This is a genomic window from Bacillus sp. FSL H8-0547 (assembly GCA_038002745.1).
GTDB lineage: Bacteria > Bacillota > Bacilli > Bacillales > Bacillaceae > Bacillus_P.
On sequence record JBBODD010000001.1, the window covers coordinates 1916045 to 1940829 of the forward strand.

Annotated in this window: 22 protein-coding genes; 16 read left to right on the forward strand and 6 right to left on the reverse strand. The window is 45.5% G+C overall.

What is annotated here, in order from left to right; genetic code table 11:
- Nucleotides 1-2: 2 nt before the first annotated feature.
- The 5 genes from essC to MHB63_09530 all read left to right on the forward strand — a co-directional run bounded on the left by essC (nucleotide 3) and on the right by MHB63_09530 (nucleotide 9327).
- A complete protein-coding gene (essC, locus tag MHB63_09510) occupies nucleotides 3-4484 on the forward strand; it encodes a type VII secretion protein EssC (protein MEK3806763.1) in 4482 nt (1493 codons plus the stop codon).
- A complete protein-coding gene (gene esaA / locus MHB63_09515; GenBank protein ID MEK3806764.1) occupies nucleotides 4481-7375 on the forward strand; it encodes a type VII secretion protein EsaA in 2895 nt (964 codons plus the stop codon). Before essC ends, esaA begins: the two co-directional genes overlap by 4 nt.
- Complete coding sequence (gene essA / locus MHB63_09520; protein MEK3806765.1) at nucleotides 7365-7868, forward strand: type VII secretion protein EssA; 504 nt, start codon at nucleotides 7365-7367, stop codon at nucleotides 7866-7868. Before esaA ends, essA begins: the two co-directional genes overlap by 11 nt.
- Before the next feature lie 73 nt (nucleotides 7869-7941).
- Nucleotides 7942-8907, forward strand: a complete 966-nt coding sequence (locus MHB63_09525) for a quinone oxidoreductase (protein ID MEK3806766.1) — start codon at nucleotides 7942-7944, stop codon at nucleotides 8905-8907.
- Between the two features lie 105 nt (nucleotides 8908-9012).
- Complete coding sequence (locus MHB63_09530; protein ID MEK3806767.1) at nucleotides 9013-9327, forward strand: CHY zinc finger protein; 315 nt, start codon at nucleotides 9013-9015, stop codon at nucleotides 9325-9327.
- A 247-nt stretch (nucleotides 9328-9574) separates the two neighbouring features.
- Here the strand turns inward: MHB63_09530 and MHB63_09535 are convergent, their stop codons facing one another.
- Complete coding sequence (locus MHB63_09535) at nucleotides 9575-9829, reverse strand: GlsB/YeaQ/YmgE family stress response membrane protein (GenBank protein ID MEK3806768.1); 255 nt, start codon at nucleotides 9827-9829, stop codon at nucleotides 9575-9577.
- 189 nt (nucleotides 9830-10018) lie between these two features.
- Here MHB63_09535 and MHB63_09540 point away from each other — a divergent pair, with 189 nt between their 5' ends.
- Nucleotides 10019-11206, forward strand: coding sequence for a class I SAM-dependent rRNA methyltransferase (locus MHB63_09540; GenBank protein MEK3806769.1), 1188 nt, complete (start codon nucleotides 10019-10021; stop codon nucleotides 11204-11206).
- 91 nt (nucleotides 11207-11297) lie between these two features.
- A complete protein-coding gene (locus tag MHB63_09545) occupies nucleotides 11298-12287 on the forward strand; it encodes a DUF3231 family protein (protein ID MEK3806770.1) in 990 nt (329 codons plus the stop codon).
- 13 nt (nucleotides 12288-12300) lie between these two features.
- Here the strand turns inward: MHB63_09545 and MHB63_09550 are convergent, their stop codons facing one another.
- A complete protein-coding gene (locus MHB63_09550; protein ID MEK3806771.1) occupies nucleotides 12301-12861 on the reverse strand; it encodes a GNAT family protein in 561 nt (186 codons plus the stop codon).
- 423 nt (nucleotides 12862-13284) lie between these two features.
- Here MHB63_09550 and MHB63_09555 point away from each other — a divergent pair, with 423 nt between their 5' ends.
- From MHB63_09555 to MHB63_09565, 3 genes are all read left to right on the forward strand, one after another.
- Nucleotides 13285-14466 (forward strand): ParM/StbA family protein, encoded by a 1182-nt coding sequence (locus MHB63_09555; GenBank protein MEK3806772.1) that lies wholly within the window; start codon nucleotides 13285-13287, stop codon nucleotides 14464-14466.
- Between the two features lie 13 nt (nucleotides 14467-14479).
- A complete protein-coding gene (locus tag MHB63_09560) occupies nucleotides 14480-15040 on the forward strand; it encodes a hypothetical protein (protein MEK3806773.1) in 561 nt (186 codons plus the stop codon).
- 70 nt (nucleotides 15041-15110) lie between these two features.
- Complete coding sequence (locus tag MHB63_09565; protein MEK3806774.1) at nucleotides 15111-15770, forward strand: GNAT family N-acetyltransferase; 660 nt, start codon at nucleotides 15111-15113, stop codon at nucleotides 15768-15770.
- Here MHB63_09565 and MHB63_09570 read toward each other — a convergent pair.
- The gene (locus MHB63_09570) at nucleotides 15753-15950 is read right to left on the reverse strand and encodes a YwbE family protein (protein ID MEK3806775.1); all 198 of its coding nucleotides are present in this window, start codon (nucleotides 15948-15950) and stop codon (nucleotides 15753-15755) included. The two genes, MHB63_09565 and MHB63_09570, sit on opposite strands and share 18 nt — an antisense overlap.
- The gene (locus tag MHB63_09575) at nucleotides 15950-16120 is read right to left on the reverse strand and encodes a hypothetical protein (GenBank protein ID MEK3806776.1); all 171 of its coding nucleotides are present in this window, start codon (nucleotides 16118-16120) and stop codon (nucleotides 15950-15952) included. Before MHB63_09575 ends, MHB63_09570 begins: the two co-directional genes overlap by 1 nt.
- Before the next feature lie 151 nt (nucleotides 16121-16271).
- Between MHB63_09575 and MHB63_09580 the strand changes: the two genes are divergently transcribed.
- The 5 genes from MHB63_09580 (at nucleotide 16272) to MHB63_09600 (ending at nucleotide 21399) form a co-directional block, all read left to right on the forward strand.
- Nucleotides 16272-17582 (forward strand): cytochrome P450, encoded by a 1311-nt coding sequence (locus MHB63_09580; protein ID MEK3806777.1) that lies wholly within the window; start codon nucleotides 16272-16274, stop codon nucleotides 17580-17582.
- 97 nt (nucleotides 17583-17679) lie between these two features.
- Nucleotides 17680-18888 (forward strand): DEAD/DEAH box helicase, encoded by a 1209-nt coding sequence (locus tag MHB63_09585; protein ID MEK3806778.1) that lies wholly within the window; start codon nucleotides 17680-17682, stop codon nucleotides 18886-18888.
- A gap of 2 nt (nucleotides 18889-18890) precedes the next feature.
- Nucleotides 18891-19796 (forward strand): phosphotransferase, encoded by a 906-nt coding sequence (locus MHB63_09590; protein MEK3806779.1) that lies wholly within the window; start codon nucleotides 18891-18893, stop codon nucleotides 19794-19796.
- 191 nt (nucleotides 19797-19987) lie between these two features.
- Nucleotides 19988-20596, forward strand: a complete 609-nt coding sequence (locus MHB63_09595) for a DUF4004 family protein (protein ID MEK3806780.1) — start codon at nucleotides 19988-19990, stop codon at nucleotides 20594-20596.
- Nucleotides 20597-20616: 20 nt separating this feature from the next.
- On the forward strand, nucleotides 20617-21399 hold the full coding sequence (locus MHB63_09600; GenBank protein MEK3806781.1) for a polymer-forming cytoskeletal protein: 783 nt from the start codon (nucleotides 20617-20619) through the stop codon (nucleotides 21397-21399).
- A gap of 280 nt (nucleotides 21400-21679) precedes the next feature.
- On the opposite strand, the gene MHB63_09605 is transcribed toward MHB63_09600, so the two are convergent.
- Entirely contained in the window at nucleotides 21680-23236 is a 1557-nt protein-coding gene (locus MHB63_09605) for an ABC-F family ATP-binding cassette domain-containing protein (protein ID MEK3806782.1), read from the reverse strand.
- A gap of 140 nt (nucleotides 23237-23376) precedes the next feature.
- On the reverse strand, nucleotides 23377-23736 hold the full coding sequence (locus tag MHB63_09610) for a DUF1801 domain-containing protein (protein MEK3806783.1): 360 nt from the start codon (nucleotides 23734-23736) through the stop codon (nucleotides 23377-23379).
- A gap of 101 nt (nucleotides 23737-23837) precedes the next feature.
- On the opposite strand from MHB63_09610, the gene MHB63_09615 reads away from it, so the two are divergent.
- On the forward strand, nucleotides 23838-24752 hold the full coding sequence (locus tag MHB63_09615) for an aminoglycoside phosphotransferase family protein (GenBank protein ID MEK3806784.1): 915 nt from the start codon (nucleotides 23838-23840) through the stop codon (nucleotides 24750-24752).
- Nucleotides 24753-24785 lie beyond the last annotated feature (33 nt).

Consider the following 24785-nt stretch of genomic DNA (forward strand, 5'->3'; position numbering starts at 1 on the left):
TCATGAGTACGTTATGGGTTTTTCACGGGGATTCCTATCAGCAGCTTCAGCTGAACGATGAATCATTCAGGCCGGTTACCATCGGTCCTGATATCCAGCATACATTGACGGTGAGAAATTTTCCGTTTTCATCCGGCCCGCTTAAGCTTGTAAAGCCGGACAACGGAAGCGGTCTGTCCATTCTCCAGGAAGACCGGGAAATTGGCGCGACATTACCGGATGAACCGGTTGTTTTTGAAGATAACGGAGAAAAGCTGACGGTGTTTTTCACAGCAGCAGAAGAAGTTTCAGAGACAAGATTCATAGGTTCAAAGAAAGAGGTTACGTTTTCGTCAGTAAGCAGGGACGCTCACATTTTCAAAGAAAGTCAGTCAGCGGCACTCGGAAAAAACCAGCTGAGCCTGCTCCGGACAAACGGCAGCTGGAAGGTCGAGCCGGGTGATGAAACGGTTTACTTGAACGGCCGGAAAATCGACAGCATCACGCCGCTTGAGACAGGTGACCTTCTCTTCTGGCCGTTTATGACGGTGCGTCTTCTGGAGGAGGACCTTCTTCAAGTGACAAGCTTTGAAGGCTTTCAGTCTTCCCTTCCGAAAACGGAAAAACCGCGCTCTGAAATGAGCAAAAAATATCCAATATACCGCAGGACGCCGCGGATGATCTATGAATTGCCGAAGGAAAAGGTCAATCTCACCTTCCCTTCCCAGGAGAGCGATGATCACTCACGCAGCCTGTGGCTGATTATCCTTCCGCCTCTTGTCATGATGATTGCAATGGGCATTGTGGCGCTGGTTGCGCCGCGGGGGATTTTCATCATCATTTCGATGGTGATGTTCGTGATGACCCTGATCACATCAACCGCGCAGTATTTCAGAGATAAAAGCACGACGAAAAGACGTCAGGAACGCAGACTTCGCGTTTACACACAATATTTAGAGGCTAAGCGCCGCGAGCTTCAGGAAGTATCGGAAAAGCAGCGCCAGGTTCTCTCGTTTCATTTTCCGTCGTTTGAGCAGATGAAGTACATGACCCATCAGCTTTCCGACAGAATTTGGGAGCGGACGCCTGAGAGCACGGACTTTTTGGAGCTCCGTATCGGTACTGGAACGGTTAAATCCAGCTATGAAATCTCACTCAGCTCAAACGATATGGCTAACCGTGAAGTAGATGATCTGCTTGAACAGTCCCAGCAAATGGAGAAGGTTTACAAAGAGGTGCGCGACGTGCCTGTAAGTGTGGATCTTTCACAGGGAGCGATGGGGCTGATCGGGAAGGAAGCCGTTATTAAAAAGGAGCTTCACCAGCTGATCGGACAGCTCGCTTTTTCCCAGAGCTACCATGATGTCCGCTTCGTCTTTATATTCAACGAAAAAGAATACAAAACATGGGAATGGATGAAATGGCTCCCGCATTTTCAGCTGCCTCATGCCTATGCCAAGGGCATGATCTACAACGAACAGACAAGGGATCAGCTGCTCACATCCATTTATGAAATTCTGAGAGAGCGCGATCTGGAAGAAAAAAATGAGAAAACGAGATTTGCCCCGCACCTGATTTTCGTCATCACCAATCAGCAGCTTATCTCAGACCATGTCATTCTGGAATATCTTGAGGGTGAATTCTCTCATCTAGGGATTTCGGTTATTTTTGCGGCTGAGGCGAAAGAAAGTCTTTCAGACAACATTCACACGCTTGTCCGCTATGTGAACGACCAGGAAGGCGATATTCTCATTCAGGAGAAAAAAGCGGCCTCCATTCCGTTCAGGCTCGATTCGCATGAACGGGAAGGCAATGAATCTTTTGCTAGGATGCTGAGAACGCTGGATCACCAGATCGGCATGACAAATTCCATTCCGAAAAGCGTGTCCTTCCTTGAGATGGTGAATGTCAAAGAAGTGGACGAGCTTCCGATTGAGCAGAACTGGCTGACGAGGGAATCAGCAAAGTCCCTGGCTGTTCCGGTAGGACTTAAAGGGAAGGAAGATGTCGTAGAACTGAACCTTCATGAAAAGGCCCATGGACCGCACGGACTGCTTGCGGGAACGACCGGTTCAGGGAAAAGTGAATTCCTTCAGACCTACATCCTGTCTCTTGCGGTTCATTTCCATCCGCATGAAGTGGCATTTCTGCTTATTGACTATAAAGGCGGCGGAATGGCCCAGCCATTTAAAAATATGCCTCATCTGCTCGGAACGATTACAAATATAGAAGGCAGCAAAAATTTCAGCGCGCGTGCTCTTGCTTCCATCAAGAGCGAGCTGAAGCGCCGCCAGAGGCTGTTTGATCAGTATCAGGTCAATCACATCAACGACTACACGACGCTTTACAAGCGTAATCAGGCGGAAGAGCCGCTGCCGCATTTATTTTTGATCTCAGACGAATTCGCCGAGCTGAAAAGCGAAGAGCCTGATTTTATCCGCGAGCTTGTCAGTGCAGCCCGCATCGGCCGGAGCCTCGGTGTCCATCTGATTCTCGCAACCCAAAAACCGGGCGGGGTCATTGATGATCAAATCTGGAGCAACGCAAGATTCCGCGTGGCGCTGAAAGTTCAAGATGCAAGCGACAGTAAAGAGATATTGAAAAATGCAGATGCAGCCTCCATTACGATTACAGGCCGCGGCTATTTGCAGGTCGGAAACAACGAAGTGTACGAGCTGTTCCAGTCTGCATGGTCAGGAGCGCCTTATCTCGAGGAAACATCAGAATCAGAGGATGAGGTGGCAATCGTAACGGATTTAGGTCTTCAGCCGCTATCAAACCTCCAGTCTGCTGAACAAAGCAAGAAGGACTCTGAGTCTGAAATTGAAGTGATCGTCGATAAAATTGAGGCGCTGCAGCATCAAATGGGCATCAAAAAGCTCAGAAGCCCGTGGCTGCCTCCACTCGAAGCAAGAATCTCGCGCCATCAGTACGGCGCAGAGGATCAGCATGAAATCTTCATCGGGCTTGTGGATGAGCCTGAAAAGCAAAGTCAGACACCGGTTGCGTATCAGCTGATGGACGACGGCAACGTGGCCATTTTTGGTTCATCGGGCTACGGAAAATCCCACACCGTGATGCTTCTTCTAATGAGCATTGCATCAAAGCTGAGTCCTGAAGAAGCACACTTCTATGTGATTGACTACGGCAATGGAACGCTTCTGCCGCTGAGACAGCTGCCGCATACGGCCGACTATTTCCAGCTTGATCAGGAGCTGAAAATCGATAAGTTCATGCGGATCGTGCGCGATGAGATTTCGCGCAGAAAGCAGCTGTTCCAGCAGCAGGAAGTCAGCAGCATCAAGATGTACAACTCCCTGAGCAGTCATAAACTGCCTCTTATGTACATCACCATTGATAATTTTGATCTGGTCAAGGAAGAAATGCAGGAGCTCGAGGCGCAGCTGATCCAGTTTGCGCGTGACGGCCAGTCACTCGGCATTTATATGATCTTCACGGCTACGAGAGTTCAATCGATGCGCCAGTCGCTGATGAACAGCATGAAGACCAAAATTCTGCACTACCTGATGGATACGACCGAAACCTATATGGCAGTGGGCAAACTTCCATTTGCGCCTGAACCGGTTCCGGGCAGGGCCATCATCAAAAAAGAATCGGTGTTCTTCTCTCAAATGTTCCTTCCTGCTGACGGCAGGGATGATTACGAGCTTCTCGATGCCATCAAGGAAGACATCAGCATGCTGAAAGAGAAATACAGCGGAGCGAAACTTCCGCGTCCGATTCCTATGCTTCCTGCAGAGCTTTCCATGGTCAATTTCACTCAATTTACAGACGGCTCTCAAAAAACAGGAGTCATTCCAATAGGACTGGACGAGGAGCATGTCCAGCCTGTCAGCATCAATCTGGCCAAAACGAAGCACTGCGTCATAATTGGCCAGACACAAAAAGGCAAAACGAATGTCCTCAAGGTTGTGCTTAATACGGCGCTTCTTCAGGCAACAGATTCAATCGGGGTGTTTGATTCGATTGACCGCGGGCTCTCGAGCTATGCCTCTGAGGAAAAAATATCCTACATTGATACAAAAGAGCAGATTACAGCATGGCTGGATGCTTCAGAAGAGCTTTTCAAAGAAAGAGAAAGCACTTATTTGACCGCAATCCAGCAGGGCGTGGTAAACAATCTGGCCTTCTCGCCTGTGATGCTCGTTGTCGACGGATATGCAAGATTCCAGCAGTCGCTTGACAGCATGCTTCAGGAAAGACTGTCCCGTTTTATGAAAAACTACAGCCATCTTGGATTTAACGTCATTATTTCCGGCAACAACAATGAACTGACAAAAGGATTTGATTCCTTTACGACGGAAATCAAGCAAATCAGACAGGCTCTGATCCTGATGAAAAAATCAGAGCAAACGCTGTATACTCTGCCATACAGCAGAAAAGAAAGCGAAATTCACCCTGGATTTGGATACTATGTGGAAAATGGCAAAGAAACGAAGATTCAAATTCCTCTTTGCGCCATTGAAAGGAAGATCTACACATGACAGATCAACGAAAACATACGATAAAAATGATTGCTGCGGTGCTGCTGATTCTTGCAGTGCCGGCGCTTTTCTTTCAGTTTATCGGGGACAACCCTCTTGAAGTGAGAGAAAATGCGACCCGTAATATTGCCGTTGTCAATGAAGATACGGGAGCGGAAAAAGTCGAAGAGGAAGAAAAGTCCGATTCGGAGCCTGTCCAGTTCGGAAAAGAAGTCGCAGCAATCCTTGATGATGAGTCGCAATATAAATGGACGATTCTTGGAAGAAGCGCGGCTGTCAACGGATTGAAAAACGGAGAATATGATGCCGTTATTTATATTCCTTCCAACTTTTCAAATAACATTCTGACCTATGATCAGCAGCAGCCTTCAAAAGCGGAATTTGAATACACCGTTCAAAACCAGCTGAATGCTGAAAACAGACAGAGAGTGCTCCGCGAGCTTGAAGACGCGACAAACCGCGTAAACAAACAAATGTCTTCTCTCTACTGGAGCTATGTGTCTCAGGACATGGAAAATGTGCGTCAGGAATTTGACCGCATCCTTGAGAAAGAAATCGCGTTTCAGAATGCCATGCTTAATTTTTACAAGCCAAGCTCAAAAGATTTAGCCGGCGAACTTACGCAGCAAAAGCAAATGCTTGAACAGCTGAAATCAACAATTGAGCAGGCTGAAAAAGAGAATCCTGACCGCAGGAATTCTGCTGAACAATTCGAAAAAAGCCTTGCTGCTTTCGTTGAATATGTCGAGAAATACCAAGCGTATCAAGAAGACCAGCAGCAGCTTCTGACATTGGCTCAAGAGGAGAGCCTGACAAGCATCCAGGGCGGTACATCTGATGTTGATCAAAGACAGGATGCGGCACAGGCTGCTTTTCAGACGGAAGGAGACAAGCTTGCTTCTGATATGACGACGATGCAGCAGAAGCTTGATCAAAATCAGGCTGCAGCCGAAAACCTCGGGAATGTAAGACTCAGCCAGACAGAGCGCCAGGAAAGAGAGCTTGCGGCTGTTCATAATGATTATGTAGACATGTTTATCTTGAAAGAAAATCAGGATACGCTGAACCGTCTTGAAGGAGAGCTTATTCCTCTAAGGCAGGCGATAAGCGGAAGTTCTGAAGAAGAACCGGGCGACGGGGGAGAACAGCCTCCAGGGGACGGCGGAGAAACGCCTCAGCCTGGAGAACCGGGTGAAGGAAACGCGTCCAATATGGAAGAAGAGCGGGCTAAGATTCTTGCCATATCTGAACAGCTGAAAATCTTGAAAGCCCTTCTTGAAACGGTGCCTGAGCCTAGACCCCTTCAAGTGGATGAGGTCATCGGCCAATTAGACGGCCTTTCTGCCCAGCTTGTTGAAGTCGAACAGGCCATAAAGGCTAAAGAGAGTGAAAACTCATGGAAAGGCGAGTATGACAAGCTTTTAGAGCTATACAATGCCCTTCTTGTTAAAAATACTGAGCTTTTCAATGAAAATCAGCTTCTGAAGGAGCAGATCACGGCACTTGAAGAACGCTTGAAAAAGCTGAGCGATAACGTTAATTCAGGGTCAGCAGCCATCCGTTCCCAGGAACAGGCGGTTTTAAACGCCCTGCCGGCTGAACGAAAACAAAAGCTGGAAGCAATCTTTAATGAACCGATCAAAAACGGTTCAATGAATGAAGTATTAAGCTACCACACGGTTCTTGCTCAATATGAAGCAGCCGTTTCGAGATTAAACAACCCTTCAGTACCGGCTAAAGATGCCGTGCTTTCAGATGAATGGCAAAAGACGAAAATCAATACCATCCTGTCCATTAATTCAGAGGAGCAGGGAGCATGGGATAAGCTGAATCAGGAACTTCCCGAATCAGAAAAGCAAATGGAAGACCTCCAGGCATCAGCTCTTGCTTTCATGGATGAATACAGTGCAGAGCTTGAGACGCAGCAGTCAGCCATCCTTGAAGATCTTATTGCGATGGAAGAGAGCGCAGCAAAGGTTCTCAGCCAGGTTCAGGAATCAGGCGATACAACTTCAAGAATGCCTCTTGAAAACTCGGATGGAACGACACTTGTCTCCAATCAGCAAACGATTGGACAGGAAATCGCGATGATGACAGAGCTTGTGAATTCACTTGGCGAGAGACAGGATACGGTTGTCAGCAGTACAGACGACCTTCAGCAAAAAGTGAATCAGGTTCAGTCCGAAGCCGATGTCCTGAATGAAAAGTGGTCAACAAACGTAGCGTCTACCCAGCTTGTAAGGGATGATGTGTTCAGCATCCTCGGCAACACATTTGTAGACGGACAGAACAACGGCTATGTTTACGAACACCTTGCAAATCCGCTTCAAATCAGCGGAGATGCACCGGCAGCGCAGGCGAAAGCTGTTCCTCCTGTCGTGATATTGGTCATTATTTTAATCAGCAGTCTGCTGATCGGCTACTTCAGCAACTATTTCAAAACGGCTCCGATGCTTGTCAGAGGTTCCATGTTTACACTTCTGAACCTCCTTGTAGGGCTGATTATCAGTGTATTTGGTCTGAATATTTACACCTTGACGAATGAACGGGCGATCCAGTGGTCCATTTTCACCATTCTGCTTGTATTCGCCGCCTCAACAGTTGTCCGGACGGCTTTCCTGTTCAGCAATTTCTTAGGCTGGGTTGCAAGCGTAGGACTTGTCGCATTCTTTGTAAGCCCGCTGCTTGCACTGGCTGCGCCGAATTTCAACTACGAAGATCCAATGTCGAAAGTGTATATTTCAATCCAATACGATGCTGAAAACCTGTTTACTCAAGGGATACTTGTACTCGCAGGCATCATCCTTGTCCTGACCATTCTGCCGTTTGTCGTCAATGCTTTTAAAAACACAAATGAACCGGCTGATCAGGATCATGCGCATGAAATGTAGAACACTCTCAGCGGCGATTCTGCTGCTTGCCCTCGTCTTATCGGGCGGGGCATCAGCACTTGCTGAGACAGATCTCAATCAGCTTGACCCGAATATTTATGAAGAAAAAGAGCGCAAGGAAAACACAGAGTACCTTCACGAAAAAGGTCTCTATGAAAAAAGAAAAGAAATTCCGGAAGAACAAAAAAGTTTAACCTTTCAAAAACCCGGAAGAGATGCTGAGGATGAACTGAAAGACCGCCTTTTCACTCAATACACAAAAGAGAACAACACCATTAAATCCAAAGCGGAGCAAATGGGGCTGTTCTCAGAAAGCACAGACCAGGCGTCAGGGACAGTCAGCACTGGCGAAGAACAGCAGCAAAGCGGGAACACAGGACTGCTGATGACATATATCCTTCTGATTGCAGTGGGGGTTTTGCTTATCATCGGAATTCTGATTCCTAAAATGACACAAAGCAAAAAAGCAGACAATTTGAGAGGCAGCCGGTAATACGGCTGTCTTTTTTTATGGCTTCAGAATTTGGTACACTGTAGAAAACAGTTGAACAGAGAGGATTGACCCTATGAAAGCATTAGTATTCAATCAGTTCGGCGGACCTGAGGTTCTCGAGATGGCAGATGTTGAGACACCGGTCATTGGCCCCGACGAAGTACTCATACGAATGAAGGCTGTCGGCTTAAACTTTGCAGATGTTTACCGCAGAAAAGGAAATTACCACTTAGAAGGCTCCCCGCCTTTTATTCTTGGCTATGAAGGAGCAGGAATTGTAGAGGAAGCCGGCTCCAACATTACTCATATAAGCAAAGGTGACCGCGTCGGCTTTGCGGATGTTCCCTATTCAAACGCAGAACTGACTGCTGCTCCTGCAGATAAAGTCATCCCTTTACCAGAAGATATTTCTTTTGAAACAGCAGCAAGTGTTTTGCTGCAGGGACTGACAGCCCAGTATTTAACCTCAGACAGCTATGCCGTTCAAGAAGGAGATGTTTGCGTCGTACATGCAGCTGCAGGGGGTGTGGGCCAGCTTCTTACTCAAATGATTCGTTTACTTGGCGGAAAGGTAATAGCCCTTGTTTCGACCCCTGAAAAAGCAGCGGTTGCTAAGATAATGGGAGCGCAAGATGCCTTTTTATACAGTGATCATTGGGTGCAGGAAATTTTGGACGCAACAAAGGGGAGAGGTGCTGACGTCGTTTATGAATCCGTCGGGTCCACAATTATGGACAGCTTTAAGGCAGTAAGAACCGGAGGCACAGTTGTTTTCTACGGTATGGCAGGAGGAGATCCTGTCCACATCGATCCAAGGATGCTCATGGATACCTCCAAAACACTGACCGGCGGAGATCTATGGAACGTTCTTACTTCCCGGGATGAACGTATAAAACGGTCGAACAAGCTGTTTCAATGGATTACCTCCGGATCAATTGCCCTGGCAGATCCCGCTACCTTTCCATTAAACAAAGGTGCTGATGCCCACCGTCTGCTTGAAAGCAGAAAAAGCACAGGGAAAATCGTGATGATTCCATAGGGCGCTGCAGGGCATTCTCCTGATCTTCTTTTCTTCGGTAAAGGAAAAGGCCTGCACAACCCATTACCACTCCCTGTAAGCCATTCTGAGGAGCGTGAAGCATACATGAACATTAAGGGTGTTGATCTTGACCGCAATACAAGATGCAGCCACTATTCTTCCGAAAAAGATATCATTGCCATCAAATTTACATGCTGCGGGATCTATTATGCCTGCTTTGAGTGTCACAGCGAGCTGTCAGGTCATGCTCATGAAGTTTGGAAAAAGGAAGAGTTTGATACAAAAGCCATCTTCTGCGGAAACTGCCATCACGAGCTCACCATAAACGAATACATGGAAAGCGGGTATGAATGCCCTTCCTGCAAATCGGACTTTAACCCGGGCTGCAGAAATCACTACCACCTCTACTTTGAGGCTTGAAGCGTTTATTAAGAAGCCAAAATGGGAAACTAATCAGAAAGAGGAGGAGATCGATTTGAAGAATTTAATTAGAAAAGCAATTAAATATGCACCTATCGTCTATCCGATTGTGAAAAAGATGCTGAACAAGCGTAAAGGAAGACGCACAACTTATTGATGCATATAAGGTCCTGCTCAGGCAGGGCCTTTTATTTATGCTTTTTTCCATAGAAAAAGCACCCGCAGTCAGCGGATGCCAGGTCTCATGTTATGCTGTTTTACGCATTGAGCGTAGAATAAGGCTTAACAAGAATACGAAGATGATTGCTCCAAGCAATGCCGGAATAATCGCGATTCCTGCTAATGAAGGACCGAATGAACCAAGAAGTTCGCCGCCGATCCATGCTCCGATGATCCCTGCAATGATGTTTCCGATAATGCCTCCCGGAACGTTTTTCCCTAAAATAACTCCTGCCAGCCAGCCGATTAAACCGCCGACGATTAAGTATAAAATAATGCCCATTTTCATTCATCCTTTCAGTGTGGTTTTGTGTATTGCTGTTTCTATTCGTTGTTATTCCCCGGCTTTTTTAAAAAGAAACATTTTGTTTGAAAATTCTTTTTAGGGGCCTACTTCGGGCATTCTGGCAAGTGACCGGACTTTCATGTAGTATGGGTAAAAGAATTCACAAAAGATTGGACGGAACATGCTATGGAAAAAACCATTTTGATCAAACGAAAATACGCAGATGAAATGAAAAGCGGCAATCCGCTTATCCCTAAAGATGCTCTTGTAGATCCCTCCGCTCTGAAAGAAGAAGGGGAATTAATCAGGCTCCTTGATGAGCAGCGCCAGTTTATTGGCTTGGGCTATTATGGCAGGCAGAATAAAGGAGCGGGCTGGATCCTGACTCACAAAGAAGGTGAACCCATTGACCAGGCCTTTTTTGATGAAAAACTAAAAACCGCCCTCTCTTACAGAAAGCAGCTGTTCGAAAGCACGGATACGACAGCTTTTCGCGTGTTTAACGGTGAGGGTGACGGCATTGGCGGATTAACCATTGATGTTTTTAACGGCTATTACTTGCTGACATGGTACAGCAAAGGCATCTATCAGTTCAGGACAGCCATTCTGGATGCTCTGAAAAAGTACGCTGAACCTGCAGGCATCTATCAGAAAAAAAGGTTTGATACTAAAGGCCAAGTGGTGGATGAAGACAGCTATGTGGAAGGAGAACAGCCCGAGTTTCCACTGATCGTGAAGGAAAACGGCGTTAAGTTTGCAGTGTATTTGAACGATGGAGCCATGGTGGGTGTCTTTCTGGATCAGAGAGAGGTCAGAAAAGCGATCAGAGATCAATACGCAAAAGGAAGAACAATGCTGAATCTCTTTTCTTATACGGGTGCTTTTTCTGTTTATGCAGCACTCGGAGGAGCCGTTAAAACAACAAGCGTAGACCTGGCGAACCGCAGCATGAGTAAAACGATCGAGCAGTTCAGCATTAACGGCATTGATTATGAAGCACAGGATATCATCGTGGAAGATGTGTTTCACTATTTCAAGTATGCCGTGAAGAAAAAGCTGAAGTTCGATATGGTGGTTCTTGATCCCCCGAGCTTTGCAAGGTCAAAAAAGGTTACCTTCAGTGCTGCGAAAGACTATAAAGATCTGCTGAAGGATGCGATTGCTCTGACTTCAGATAAAGGAGTCATCGTTGCCTCCACAAACTGCAGTACATTCTCTATGAAGAAGTTTAAAGGGTTTATTGAAACGGCGTTTAAAGAAACGGGTGAATCATACAGGATACTTGAGGAATTCTCTCTTCCGGCTGATTTTAAAACAATCAAAGAGTACAAAGAAGGCAATTATTTAAAAGTGGTGTTTATAGAAAAACGGTGAGCCGGTCTTTAAGACCGGCTTTATTTTCGCATAAAATAAATGCTTTTACGAAATAGTAATAAAAAATCCGGTACAGGGGAGATTACTGCACATGGTTCATCACAATATTAACTTAACAACTCCTGAAATCTCCGCATTGTGGACGACGCATATGCAGGAAAGTGCATCTTTATGCTTTTTAAAGCATTTTATCGTCCATATGGAGGACGAGGAAATTGCCCCTTTAGTTAAAGAAGCGATGCAGCTTTCGGCATCTAACCTGGAAACGGTAAAACGCTTTTTAGAGGGTGAAAACTATCCTGTTCCAGACGGGTTTTCAGATGCAGACGTGGATTTGTCTGCACCGCCCTTATATACAGATCTTTACGCGCTTAGTTATGTGTACCGGACAAGCCAGCTTACTCTTGTCAGCGTCTCTACCCTCATTACGAATGTTGCCAGGACAGATCTGCTTGCGTTTTTTATTCAAGCGCAGCAGAAAGTAACAGGCTTGTACAAAATGTCCGTAGATTTGATGCTCTCTAAGGGGATTTATGACCGTCCGCCGAAAATGACCTATCCTGACAGTTTGCATTATGTTGAAAACAATTCCTATTTGACCGGCTGGTTTGGTGAAAGAAGACCGCTTAATTCGTTTGAACTTGGCGAAGCGTTTTTTATTATCGAGCGCAACTATATCGGTATTCTGCTGCTTAAGGGCTTCCTTCAATCCATGAAAGATAAAGAAGTCAAAAACTACTTGATAAGGGCTAAGAAGCTCGCTGAAAAGCAGGTGGATGTCTTTAATCTTCTGCTGAAGAAAGAAGGTCATTTGGGAACGATTCCAGTATCGCTTGAGGTTACGGATTCAGAGGTTTGCCCTTTTTCTGAAAAGCTGATTATGTTCATGATTACAGCATCAACAGGCGCCGCCATATCTCTAATTGGACGGAGTTTATCTCTGTCGATGAGAAGGGATGTAGCTGCCCATTATCTGCTGATAATGAAAGATATTATGCTCTTTACGGAAGATGGCACACAGCTGATGATTCGGCGAGGGTGGTTTGAACAGCCGCCCCAGTCAGAAATAAAGCCATTGTGATCAAGCGGTATCCTTACTGGAATCCGCTTTTTTGCCATTCTTCCTTCAGGATAGAATGCATGATCACGTCATAAGGTTTTTCATCCTGAATAATATAATCTCTCAGTCTTCCTTCCTCTTTAAAGCCAAGCTTTTGAAGAACGCTTCTGGATGGTGTATTTGCAATCATGACTACAGCCCCAACGCGAATCAGCCCCATTTTTTCAAAGCCAAAGGACAAAATCGCCTTTATCGCCTCTATGCTGTAGCCCATTCTCCAGTAGTCACGTGAAATCTCGTAGCCTATTTCAGCGCGCTTGTATTTTGGGGACAGGGAATGATACCCGCACGTGCCTATCAATGTGCCGGAGTCTTTCAGCTCGATCCCCCAGCGTATGAGCCTGTTTGACTGGTAGCCAAGCTTGAAGCTGTGTATCAGGGCCTCTGCTTCCTCTTTCGTCTTAAAAGCATTCATTCCGTAATACTTTGTTACTTCCTCTTTTGAAAAGGTTTGATAGATTTGTTCAGCATCAGACTGATCGATGCTTCTCAGTCTGAGCCGGTCAGTTTCAATCAATGGAAATGTTGACGGCATATTTGCTCTCCTCTTTCTTGTTGAAACTGTTTATTTCGACAGCATCCGGTTAAAATCCTGTTTTTTTGGCAGCATGTTTCGCTGAAATTCGACTGTGTGAATACCCGTTTTTCCGGACATTCTATCAGCATCGAATCTTGGAGTGTTTACATGTATACACTAATTGTTTACTTGTAAACAAAATGTAATCTATTGTATACAAATAATGTTTACAAGTGTACAAATGTGTACGCATGTTGGTATATAAGGGTGTGTACAATTTGTAACGGTTGTATACGTTTTTGTGTGCGATTGTAAACGAAATTGTTTACATGTATACGTATTTGTAATCTTCCTTCTTCTATTGACGAATCTGGCAATCTTTAATACTCTTTAAGTGATTGGATTTTTATACTAATTCATGAAAGGAAAGGAATGACTGATATGACGAAATCTAGAATTGCAGCAATTGATGTCGGCAACGATGCCGTAAAAGCAATCTTTGGAAAATACGAATCTCAACTATACATACCAAACGTGATCGCAAGGGATATTGAAGACCGCCCTGTTATTGGAATTGAAGAACTGGACAGCAAAGATCCGCTGGACGGCATTCATATTAGAGTGCACTCCCCTGCCCTGAAAGACAACAATGCGATTTACCGCGTAGGTTCTCTTGCGACAAAAAGCGACAATGCTTCTGAGCTTGATCCAGGCAGCAGCAAATCAGAAGAAGACCAGACTCTTATTATGCTCTTTGCTTCTATTGCTCTTGATGCCGTGAAGCCTGAAAATGAAAAAGTGTTCCGCAGAAACAACAAAGTGATCGATGCCAACTACACGCTCGGAACCGGCCTTCCGCTGAGAGAAGCAAAAGAAGGAAAAGATGTGGGCTATCGTTCAAAGCTTCTTGGGAATGTGCATCAGGTTGAATTTTTAATTACACCTAAATACCAGGGGTTGAAGGTCAACATCAAGTTTGATGAAGTGAAAGTTTATCCTGAAGGATTTGCTGCCTACATTAACCTTGTGATGGATAAAGACTTAAACATTATTAATAAAGATCTGATAGACAAACGCATCATCATTCAGGATATCGGCGGATTATCGACAGATATCGCTGTGATTAAAAACCGCAACGTGGATGACGACAAAGCACAGGGCTTTAACCTCGGTGTTGTTGAATCACTTGAAGCGATCCGTGAGGAAATCCGCACTAAGCACGGTGTAGAGCTTGACAGCCGCCGTGATGTAGTCGAGATTATTACGAAAAAACAGGACCGCAACCACATTTATGTAAGAGGAAGCCGCACAAGCGTCCATGACATTACAGACCGCATCCTTCTTGACCTTGCCAAAAAGCAATACCGTCACTTGCGCAATGTATGGCAAAAGAACTCTCAGACTGAGATCTGCTACTTCGTCGGCGGAGGAGCCGTTGTGCTGAAAGATTACCTTAAAACACTGAACAACAATCTGGATGGCTACAATATCGACTTCTTTGAAGATGAAAATGAAAGCATCTGGATGATGGCAAATGCTTATTACAAGTTGATTTTTGATTTTTACCGCAAGGAAAACAAAGATAAAAGCAATGAAGATAAAAAAGCAGCTACTGCCAAATAAATAGGGTGGTTATATGAATAAGGGCGGTTCATCAGGCATTCAGAGGGGACAGGCGATCACGTTCCGCATCCCCTCAGATACCCCTGAGCATATTATCAAACAGCTTCAGAAGCTGAAAGAGACAGAAAAAAGGAATTTCTCAAGCAAAATTGCGGAATTCGTCACACAGGGCGTCAGTGATTCATTTGTCAAAGACAAAGAAAGCATCACCATCCCCATTCCGCAAAAGCTCAGCAAAGCTCAAAAGGACTGGATCAAGCATGAACACTCTGAAGCGCTGCTTGGCAGCATTGTTTATCAGATCCTTGCAGATCCGGTAAGAGCCGCTTCCCTGCTTGCCTCCTTTACGAGCAAATCGCTGGATATTGACGAGGCGCTCTATCTGCAGGAAGTGCCGAGTGTGCGTCCGGACTCAGATCCAGAACCAGAAGAGGATTTCGATCCTAATCAGGGCCTCGATGATTTTGACTGGGAAAAAGCCCTTCAGGAAACAGCTGCATCCACTGAGAAAGAAGAGAAAGAGGAAACCGCAGATGACCTGATTGGCGGGTTTTTGGAAAAAATGAATAAATAGAAAAAGCTAACCTTGAAACGTTAGCTTTTTTTGTGCAAGAAAGCATATATTCTTACAGGGAGGGCTGAAAATGTATGAAGAGCTGATTGTCTTTCAAAAGAAACACAGAGATAAAGCTGCCATGATGCTTTCAGAGTCGTTTCACAGCAACCCCTTGTTCATTTATCTTTTTCCAGATGAAAAAAAGAGAAGAAAAATCCTTAAAAACGTGTACAAAGGAACAGTGGAAATCGTGGCTGCCGTCAGTGATGTTTATGTGACGTCTGATAAGGTTGAAGGAATTTTTGCAGTCAGAAGAACGGATAAAGCTGCTTCCTATTTTGTATTATGTGGAGCCATCATTAAAACCGTTTTAAGAAGTCTTCTCCTTATCAGGGATGTTCCGCTGATCCCATTTATACGCAAAGCGCAGAAACTATCCTCCGTGACTGCGAAAATGGCCATCTATAAAAAACAAAAACCACATCTAGTCATAGACATGGTAGCAGTAGATCCGGCCTGTCGCGGCCAAAAATTTATGAGCAGAATGATAAGGGCTGCGCTCAAGGAAGCTGACAGCAAAAAAACATTCTGCGTTCTTGAGACAGAGACACTTGAAAATGTCCGTATTTACGAACATTTTGGCTTTCAGCTCTCACAAAAGATAGAAGTCATTGAAGGGCAGCTGACTGTCTATGTTCTCATCTATGATCCATATGATCAAACGAGACACTTATTTAACATCGATTGACTTGACTCTTCCAACTTGTCCATCCTGAAGTCTTACCTTAATGCCGTGAGGGTGAAAGGGGGAATTTGTCAAAATGTCTTTTACGATGCCAGGCGTAAGCTTGCCGCTTCGCTGGTCCTGCTTTAATACAATTTGAACGGACATGCCGGGCTTAACGTGCTCCCTGTTCTGGCCGTTCATCAGACGCCCATTCTTCTGCGCTGATTATTTGTTTTCTTTGACACCTGGCTTTTCATGCTCTTGGTCTGGTTTGAACCTTTAGCGCCGGCCTGGCCGTTTGCCTGTGCCTGTTTTTTGCTTTCAAGCTTTTGTTTAATCGCCTCTTGAAGGGTCATTTTTTTCTCGGACATGGGACATCCTCCTTTTTAATCATTCATTCATATTATACTACCTTTTAACAGAGAACAATAGAACTCTCTCTTGGGGACGCTTCTTTCTCCCGGGAAAGCAGCGTTCTGCTGTATACTGGTCATATAATCAATCAAATAGGAGGATTTTCTGATGATTGCTAAAATACCGGGAACCCAGCTGCAGAACTACCTCAAATTCCGCAAAGATCCCCTTGAATTTTTATACAAAACACATACTCTCGGAGAAATTGTCGCCATTAACCCCAGGTCAAAAAATACATCCTATATCATTCATTCAAGAGAAGCTGTCAAACAGATCCTGACGTTAAAAGAGGAGGCTTTTGTAAAAGGCTCTTCTTCAAAAACTCTGGGAAAAACGCTTGGAAACGGTGTTTTGACGAGTGAAGGAGAAGTGCACAGGCGTCAGCGAAAGCTCATGCAGCCGTCTTTTCATAAACGGAAAGTTGCGGAGTATGCAGATACAGCTGTTTCCATGACGGAAGAACTGCTTTCTTCTTACAGGGATGGAGAAACAAGATCCATTCATGAGGATATGATGAATCTGACTCTTCGGATTATCGTTCAAACCATGTTTGGAGAAAGGCTGAGTAACGAAACAAATCCTGTCGCATCAGCGGTAAGCGATATTATTGAAAAAACGGCCAATTCTCTTCTGACTCCTTTTTCGCCGCCTGATTTTCTTCCCACTTCGCAAAACCGAAAATATAAGCGCGGTGTAAAAACCCTGGATGAGCTGGCAGATCTGCTTATTGAAAAGGGCGAGAACAATCAGGACAGCGGTCATTTGCTCAGCCTCCTCTTTCAGGCAGCGGATGAAAATGGAGAGCCGCTGACAAGAACAGAGCTGAGAGATCAAATTGTCACGATCTTAATAGCCGGCCATGAAACGACCGCAAACGTACTGACGTGGATTTTTGCTGTCCTGGCCAAGCATCCGCAAGTGGAAGAAAGGATGCTGGCAGAAATAAAGGATGTGGGACAGCTGTCTTTTGAATCGATGAAGGCCCTTCCCTACACGCAGCAGGTGGTGCAGGAAACGCTCAGACTCTATCCTGCGGCATGGATTATCCTGCGGGAAGCGAAAACGGATGTTGAAATTGCAGGAACCCACTTTCAAAAAGGGTCTATCTTTCTTATTAGTCCGTATGTTATGCACCGGAATCCGGCATTCTTCAGTGACCCCGAAACATTTAATCCAGGCAGGTTTTCAAAGGACAGCGGAGAAGAAATTCCCCTGTACGGCTTTTTTCCATTTGGAGGAGGGTCAAGAGGCTGCATCGGCAGCCAGTTCGCCATGATGGAGGCTGTCTTAATCTCTGCCTCGGTTTTAAGGAAATACAAGCTTGAACTCATTTCTCCTGACGAAAGGCTTCAGCCTGAACCGCTTGTCTCATTGCGTGTGAAAAACGGGCTTAAAATGAAAGCTGTAAAAAGATCCTGATATTTTCTGGGAAATAGCTGCTGTTTTATTTACCAGTCCGGAAGTGTACAATAAGAATCTAAGAAAAGACGGAGAATAGAGAGGAAACTAAATTAGAATGACGTTTTCAGAATTAGGAATCTCAGAAGAAACAGCTGCCGCCCTTAAACGCCAAGGAATCTCAGCACCGACACCCATACAGGAAAAAACAATTCCTGCTGCACTTGAAGGATTGGATATCATTGCAAAAGCACAGACAGGAACGGGAAAAACCCTTGCTTTCGTCCTTCCGATTCTTGAAAAAATAGAGGTGGAGCGGAATGAAATGCAGGCACTCATTCTTGCCCCGACAAGAGAGCTTGCCATTCAAATAACGGCGGAAATTAAGAAGCTGACAGACAGACTTGGAGGATTCGGCATCCTCGCCGTTTACGGAGGACAGGATGTTGAGAGGCAGATAAAAAAACTTGGCCGCGGCATTCACATTGCAGTTGCAACGCCTGGCAGAATTCTTGACCACATCCGCAGAGAGACCATCGATCTATCAGGCGTTTCCATGCTTGTCATTGACGAAGCGGATCAAATGCTGCTCGCAGGCTTCCACAAAGATATTGAAGACATCGTATCCCAAACCTTCCAGTCCCGCCAGACGATGCTCTTCTCAGCCACGATCACGCCAAAAGTGAAAGAGCTTTCCAGACAATACATGTCGAACCCGAAAGAAATCACGGTGCAGGAAAAAAAGGTTACGGTCGAAAAAATCAATCAGCTTGTTATTGAAACGAATGACAGAGCCAAACAGGCAGCCCTGTTCCGCTTTCTTGACGAGCAGCAGCCCTTCCTTGCCATTATTTTCTGCCGGACAAAGATAAGGGCCGGCAGACTCATTGATGCAATGAAAGCGCGGAAATATGAAGCAGAAGAGCTTCACGGAGATCTTTCCCAGGCTAAAAGAGAAAAAGTCATGAAGCTTTTCAGAGAAGCTAAAATTCAATATCTGGTCGCAACAGATGTTGCCGCACGCGGAATTGACGTAGAAGGAATTACTCACGTCTATAACTATGATATGCCTCAAGATGCAGAAACCTATATCCACCGTATTGGAAGAACAGGACGTGCCGGAGGAGACGGTATGGCGATTACATTCGCCGCTCCAAAAGATATGGACGACCTGAATACGGTTGAAAAGGGTATCGGCATGAAGCTGCCAAGGCAAGTGATTGATATTCCTTCCTCTGAATACACCTCACAGCCGAAAAACAAAGATCAGGTATATCGTCCTGAAAAAGAAAACAGAGGTCAGCCGCGCCGCAAAACGAGGCGATAACAATGGCAAATCCATGGTCACCGGACCAGACTGTTACAGCCGATCAGGCAGAACAGCTCATATCAAAGGATTTTCCTGAGCTGCATCCGGTTCATGCCGAGCTGCTGGGGTATGGATTTGACAATACGGTGTTCAAAGTGAACGGCCAGTACGTTTTCCGGTTTCCGCGGAGAGATATAGCGGTTGACCTGCTGAAGACAGAGGAGGGCGTGCTTCCTCTTCTCTCAGATCTTGGAATAGCTGTTCCAGTCCCCTTATTCAGCGGAAACTCCGGATGCGGCTATAAATGGCCATACCTTGGCTACAGGCATTTACCTGGAAAAACGCCGGTTAAATGGAATGGGGAACAGCAAAACCGGAATGCGCAAAAGCTAGCGTATTTCTTAAAAGCATTGCACGGCATCCCTGTTGAGACAGCCAAAAAATCCGGTGCTGAGCCGGACACACTTGGAAGACTTAATATGAACAAGCGCATCCCAATGATGAGGGAGACCGCGGCTAAGCTAAGTGATCACCTTCCGGAAAGTCCAATTGTACAGCGGCTGAAAACGTATGTGGAAAAACGGAAGCCTCTGAAGCAGGACAGCTGCCATTGCCTGGTACACGGGGATCTGCACATACGCAATGTTCTCGTAGACGAAGAAGGTTCCCTTTCAGGTGTAATTGATTGGGGAGATCTTCATATCAGGCATCCGGCAGTTGATCTCTCAGCGGTTTACGGATTTTTCACACCACATGCAAGAAAGGTGTTTTTTGAGATATACGGTGACGTGAGCTCCGAAACTGCAGAACTTGCGAGATTTAAAGGAATCTATACACTATCCCTGCTTTTGCTCTATGGAATTAATCAAAAAGACATTGACTTGATCAATTTGTCTGAACAGGCTCTTGGGACAGCTATGAACTGACGGAATCCAGATGACGGATTCCGTTATTTTTTTGTGGAGAATTTGCTCGATTAAAAGCAGTTTAGTAAAACTGCGCCAGAGCAGCCTTTCAGACTTTCAAAAAAATTCCACTAAAGTTATTTACAACGTAACAATGTTATGTTACATTCAAACTAGGCAGCGTAACAATGTTTTACGAAAGGGGGATTTTAGTGGAACAAGAGGTTATTTCGAAAAAAGAACTGCTTGATGCAACCGGAATTTCTTACGGACAGCTTTACAGATGGAAGAGGAAAAACATCATTCCTGAAGAATGGTTTATAAAGAAATCAAGCTTCACCGGACAGGAGACGTTTTTTCCTAAGGAGAAGATGCTTGAACGTGTGGAAGCGATAAAAGGAATGAAAGATGAGTATTCGCTTGACGAATTGTCGGCGTTTTTTTCCCCGAAGCCTGCGGAAGTGACTCTTAAAGAAGACCTTCTCGTAAAATTTCTGAAGCCTGAGACATTGAAAGCATTTGGAGATCTGTTCCGAGGGGAAAGTTATGATTTCCACTCTATTCTTTTTCTTTCACTCGCAGAAGACCTCCGGGTAAAGCTCAATGATGGTCAGTGCAGAGAACTGCTTGAATTTCTGTCGGGCAGGTACATGGAAGCTGAACATAAAACAAGTGAACTGGTTGGATTTGAAAAGAACGGGGTCACCATGTGGGTGATCATCAGCCCGCCTTCTGAGGTAATTGCGGAAGCGGAACTGCTTGTGCGGATCAATTTGGAAGACAAAGTTAATCAGTTGAAAAAACGGCTTTCGACCATTTAATAATAAGGGGATGGGGAAAAATGGAACAGGCAACGAAACGGCATGATTTAAAAATAAATGGATCCGGTTCTGCAGGCGGCGGCCAGTATGAGCATGTATCAATAAGCGGAAGCGGCAAGATCCACGGAGATGTTGAATGCGAAAGCCTGAAGATTGACGGTTCCGGAAAAGTGGAAGGCTCTGTTCTTGCAGAGCAGATTAAAATCTCCGGATCTTCAACATTGAAGGGGAAGATTGAAACAAAGCTTCTTAAAACGAATGGCAGCACAAAGTTTGAGGAAACGGTTTCTGCTGAAGAATTTACGGTGAACGGATCTGCAAAATTACTGAAAGAATTGACGGCCGGGGAATTTAAAGTGAACGGATCTGCAAAAGTGATGGGAAAGATTCAAGCTGAGCGAGTGGAAGTAAGCGGACTGCTGAGTGCATCAAAAGACTGTGAAGCAGAGAGCTTCCGTTCAAGCGGAGTGATCCATGTCGGAGGACTGCTTAGTGCGGATCAGATTGAAATTTGCGTTGATCACTATTCAAAAGTGAAAGAAATCGGCGGCGAAACAATTACCGTCAGTGCCGAAAAATCATTTAATCTCTTCCGCCGCCTGTTCCGTTTTATGAATTCAGAGCCTTATCTTCACACAGAGGTCATTGAAGGAGATTCGGTCCGCCTTCAGAATACAAAAGCGAAGCTTGTCAGGGGAACGGATATTTCCATCGGTGAAAACTGCGAAATCGGCACGGTTGAGTATACAGGAAGCCTTGATGTTCACCCGAAGGCTGCCGTGCAGGAGTCTGTGAAAGTATAACTTGCTCATAAGCCCGCTTTACTGCAGCTGACTGACAGGAAATCATTGCTTGCACGAGCGTTTTGGCTGTTTTATAAAATACAAACAATCCGGCACACCGATGTGCCGGATTGTTTGGTGTTAAAGAAATTATAAAAGTAATAGGCTGTGGATAACCTCGTCCAGCTCCAGCGCCTAGATCCTCTGTCAGAACAAATCCGTCAAAAAAGTCAAACCCGGACTTTTCCGCCGGATTCTTATCTGCCTATCGGATCTGACCAAGGCGCTTCCGCTTTTGTTCTTATGATTGAGCCTGCTCCGCCCATTCTTCTACGTTCCAGACCTTTGTGACCCAGTCTTCATAAAAGTCAGGTTCATGGCAGACAAGGACAACGGTCCCTTTGTATGCTTTAATGGCCCGCTTCAGCTCTTCTTTGGCTGTTACGTCCAAGTGGTTCGTAGGCTCGTCAAACAGCAGCCAGTTTGATTCGTTCTGAAGCAGTTTGCACAGGCGCACCTTTGCCTGTTCGCCTCCGCTCAGCTGATTAAGCGGACGGGAAATGTGTTCATTTTTCAGGCCGACACGGGCAAGCATCGCGCGTACCTGATGCTGGTCAAGGCCCGGGAATGCACTCCATACATCGTCAATCGGTGTAATGTTTTCCGCTTTTACTTCCTGCTCGAAGTAAGAAGGATAGAGGAAGTCTCCAAGCTGGATCGATCCGCCGAGAGGCTTGATTTTACCTAAAATCGTTTTCAGCAGGGTGGATTTTCCGACCCCGTTGCAGCCGACGATTGCGATTTTTTCCCCGCGTTCGATCGTCATCGTCAGTTTTGGCAGCAGAGGCTGCGTATAGCCGATTTCGACGTCTTTTCCTTCAAAAACATACCTGCTGCTTCCGCGAGACTCTTTAAATTCAAATGTCGGTTTCATCGCTGTCTCAGGACGGTCAATCCGCTCCATGCGGTCAAGCTGCTTCTGGCGGCTTTTTGCACGTCCGGTCGTGGAATAGCGCGCTTTGTTTTTAGCGATGAAATCTTCCTGTTTTTTAATGAATTCCTTCTGTTTCTCATACGCGTTAATGTGCTGGTTCTTGTTGATTTCCGCAAGCTCCAGGAATTTTTCATAAGTTGCTGTGTAGCGCGTCAGTTTTGAGAATTCAAAATGGAAAATAACATCAACAATCCCGTTCATGAATTCCGTATCATGCGAAATCAAAAGGAATGCATGCGGATATTCTCTCAAGTAATTGCTGAGCCAGTTTATATGCTCAACATCAAGGTAGTTCGTCGGCTCATCGAGAAGAAGCACTTCAGGCTGTTCAAGCAATAGCTTTGCAAGGAGAACCTTCGTCCGCTGCCCGCCGCTCAGCGCTGATACGTCGCGGTCGAGTCCGATGGCATCAAGGCCAAGCCCGCGTGCTGCTTCCTCCACCTTCATATCAAGCGAGTAAAAGCCTCCGGCGTCCAGGTGATCCTGAATTTCCCCCATCTGTTCAAGAAGATCTTCAAGCTCTTCAGGAGAGGCATCTCCCATCTTCGCGATAACTTCGTTTAGCTCTTCTTCTTTTTTATACAGAGGCAGGAATGCGTCTCTTAATACGTCTCTGATTGTTTTCCCTTTTGACAGGACCGTATGCTGGTCAAGGTATCCGTAGTGAACACCGGGTGTCCACTCCACTTTTCCTGTGTCATGGATCAATTCTTTTGTCAGGATGTTCATCAGCGTCGATTTCCCGACGCCGTTCGCTCCGACAAGGCCTACATGCTCCCCCGGAAGAAGCCTGAAGGATACATCTTTAAATAAAGTACGGTCGCCAAACGTATGGCTTAATTTATCAATTGTAAGTAAACTCATGTTCTTTTTAACCCTCCGCTGCTTTCTAAACGTTTCATTCTACCATCATACTAAATCCCGATTATTTAAGCTATACCGCAGAAGCGGAACATTATGGCACAATGTTGTCTGAAAACGGGAAAAAAACTGCGGTGCCGCAGCTAGGAAAGGTGTTTGCTTCTTACGTCGGCGAGCATGCGGTCAATGCAGTCGAGGATGATGCTCTTAGGCGTATCAGAGTTTTCTTTCAGGATGATGCAGGTTTTTCCCGTGATTCTCGTTGCAAGGTCTTCATGATAAGGGGCAACGATTCCGGGGTCCATTAAATAAAACATCAGTCCTTTTTCCCGGCTTGCAAAGCCTGCAGCCGGTTCGCCCGAGAGCGAATAGACAGGGAATCCGTATTGAAAGCCCTCCTCCGCAGACGGAAGGGCGGCAAGGATTTTCTTGCGCAGCAGAACCATATCTGCCAGGTGGTTAATATTTGCTCTTGAAAAGTAATTCTGTACTTCAGCGTGCATGACTGATCCTCACTTTCAGTGTTCGTGCTAAACAGCCTCCTGTCTTTGAATATGGTAACATATGAGAGAAATCTTGTTTTTTTCAGGACAGGGGGATGGGTATGGAACTGGAATTAGAACGCTGTTTTGACAGCTTCAAGGCCATTCATAAAATAGAAAAAGGATTCTCATACGATAAAAAGTATCTTGCGGTGGACGAAGAAGGAAAAAAATATGTCATTCGCACGGCAGATCTGAATCAGCAGGCTTCTAAGCTAAAAGAATATGACATGCTGAAAGAAGCTGAAAAAAGGGGTATTCAGACGTCAGTCCCTGTTGATTTCGGAATCATTGAACCTTTGAATATCTGCTATATGATCGTCCGGTATATTGAGGGTGAGGAAGCTTTGGGCGTTCTTCCTATTCTTACAGTCAGGGAGCAGTACGAGATAGGCTTTGAGGCCGGCCTTGAGCTGCGTGCGCTGCATACGATTCCCGCGCCGCCTGCGCCTCACACATGGTATGAGGCCGCCTCTGCCAAGCATCAGCGATATTCGGACGCATATAAAAGGCTTAACATCCAGCTTGAGTATGGCGGCTGTGCCGGTCAATTTATTGATGAACATCTTCACTTGCTCAAAGGCCGTCCGCGCACTTTTCAGCACGATGATTTCCATCCCGCAAATCTTATTGTGAAAAACAGGAAATATGCGGGCTGTATTGACTTTAACCGCCATGATTTTGGTGATCCTTATCATGATTTTTATAAAGTGGCCCTGTTCAGCCGGGAAGTAAGTGTTCCCTTTTCAGCAGGACAGATTGACGGGTACTTTAAAGACGGCATTCCGAATGATTTTTGGACGCTTTACAGCCTCTATGCGGCAATGAGCATCTTTTCCGCCGTTGTCTGGACGAAAAGAGAAACACCGCATCTGATGGATCAGATGATCTCAAGGCTCAATATGATTGCAGCAGACCATTCAGATTTTGACCAGTGCGAGCCCGAGTGGTACAAAACCTTCAGTGTGAAGATGTGATACGATATACTATCGAATGAAAGTGAGGAATGT

What these genes read in the sequence shown, in the direction of transcription:
- essC (MEK3806763.1), top strand. Translation starts at nt 3, where the DNA reads ATGAGTACGTTATGGGTTTTTCACGGGGATTCCTATCAGCAGCTTCAG.
- MHB63_09590 (MEK3806779.1), top strand. Translation starts at nt 18,891, where the DNA reads ATGGCAAATCCATGGTCACCGGACCAGACTGTTACAGCCGATCAGGCA.
- MHB63_09550 (MEK3806771.1), bottom strand. Translation starts at nt 12,861, where the DNA reads ATGCCGTCAACATTTCCATTGATTGAAACTGACCGGCTCAGACTGAGA.
- MHB63_09600 (MEK3806781.1), top strand. Translation starts at nt 20,617, where the DNA reads ATGGAACAGGCAACGAAACGGCATGATTTAAAAATAAATGGATCCGGT.
- MHB63_09565 (MEK3806774.1), top strand. Translation starts at nt 15,111, where the DNA reads ATGTATGAAGAGCTGATTGTCTTTCAAAAGAAACACAGAGATAAAGCT.
- essA (MEK3806765.1), top strand. Translation starts at nt 7,365, where the DNA reads ATGAAATGTAGAACACTCTCAGCGGCGATTCTGCTGCTTGCCCTCGTC.
- esaA (MEK3806764.1), top strand. Translation starts at nt 4,481, where the DNA reads ATGACAGATCAACGAAAACATACGATAAAAATGATTGCTGCGGTGCTG.
- MHB63_09530 (MEK3806767.1), top strand. Translation starts at nt 9,013, where the DNA reads ATGAACATTAAGGGTGTTGATCTTGACCGCAATACAAGATGCAGCCAC.
- MHB63_09540 (MEK3806769.1), top strand. Translation starts at nt 10,019, where the DNA reads ATGGAAAAAACCATTTTGATCAAACGAAAATACGCAGATGAAATGAAA.
- MHB63_09610 (MEK3806783.1), bottom strand. Translation starts at nt 23,736, where the DNA reads ATGCACGCTGAAGTACAGAATTACTTTTCAAGAGCAAATATTAACCAC.
- MHB63_09615 (MEK3806784.1), top strand. Translation starts at nt 23,838, where the DNA reads ATGGAACTGGAATTAGAACGCTGTTTTGACAGCTTCAAGGCCATTCAT.
- MHB63_09575 (MEK3806776.1), bottom strand. Translation starts at nt 16,120, where the DNA reads ATGTCCGAGAAAAAAATGACCCTTCAAGAGGCGATTAAACAAAAGCTT.
- MHB63_09605 (MEK3806782.1), bottom strand. Translation starts at nt 23,236, where the DNA reads ATGAGTTTACTTACAATTGATAAATTAAGCCATACGTTTGGCGACCGT.
- MHB63_09535 (MEK3806768.1), bottom strand. Translation starts at nt 9,829, where the DNA reads ATGGGCATTATTTTATACTTAATCGTCGGCGGTTTAATCGGCTGGCTG.
- MHB63_09580 (MEK3806777.1), top strand. Translation starts at nt 16,272, where the DNA reads ATGATTGCTAAAATACCGGGAACCCAGCTGCAGAACTACCTCAAATTC.
- MHB63_09570 (MEK3806775.1), bottom strand. Translation starts at nt 15,950, where the DNA reads ATGAACGGCCAGAACAGGGAGCACGTTAAGCCCGGCATGTCCGTTCAA.
- MHB63_09560 (MEK3806773.1), top strand. Translation starts at nt 14,480, where the DNA reads ATGAATAAGGGCGGTTCATCAGGCATTCAGAGGGGACAGGCGATCACG.
- MHB63_09525 (MEK3806766.1), top strand. Translation starts at nt 7,942, where the DNA reads ATGAAAGCATTAGTATTCAATCAGTTCGGCGGACCTGAGGTTCTCGAG.
- MHB63_09545 (MEK3806770.1), top strand. Translation starts at nt 11,298, where the DNA reads ATGGTTCATCACAATATTAACTTAACAACTCCTGAAATCTCCGCATTG.
- MHB63_09585 (MEK3806778.1), top strand. Translation starts at nt 17,680, where the DNA reads ATGACGTTTTCAGAATTAGGAATCTCAGAAGAAACAGCTGCCGCCCTT.
- MHB63_09555 (MEK3806772.1), top strand. Translation starts at nt 13,285, where the DNA reads ATGACGAAATCTAGAATTGCAGCAATTGATGTCGGCAACGATGCCGTA.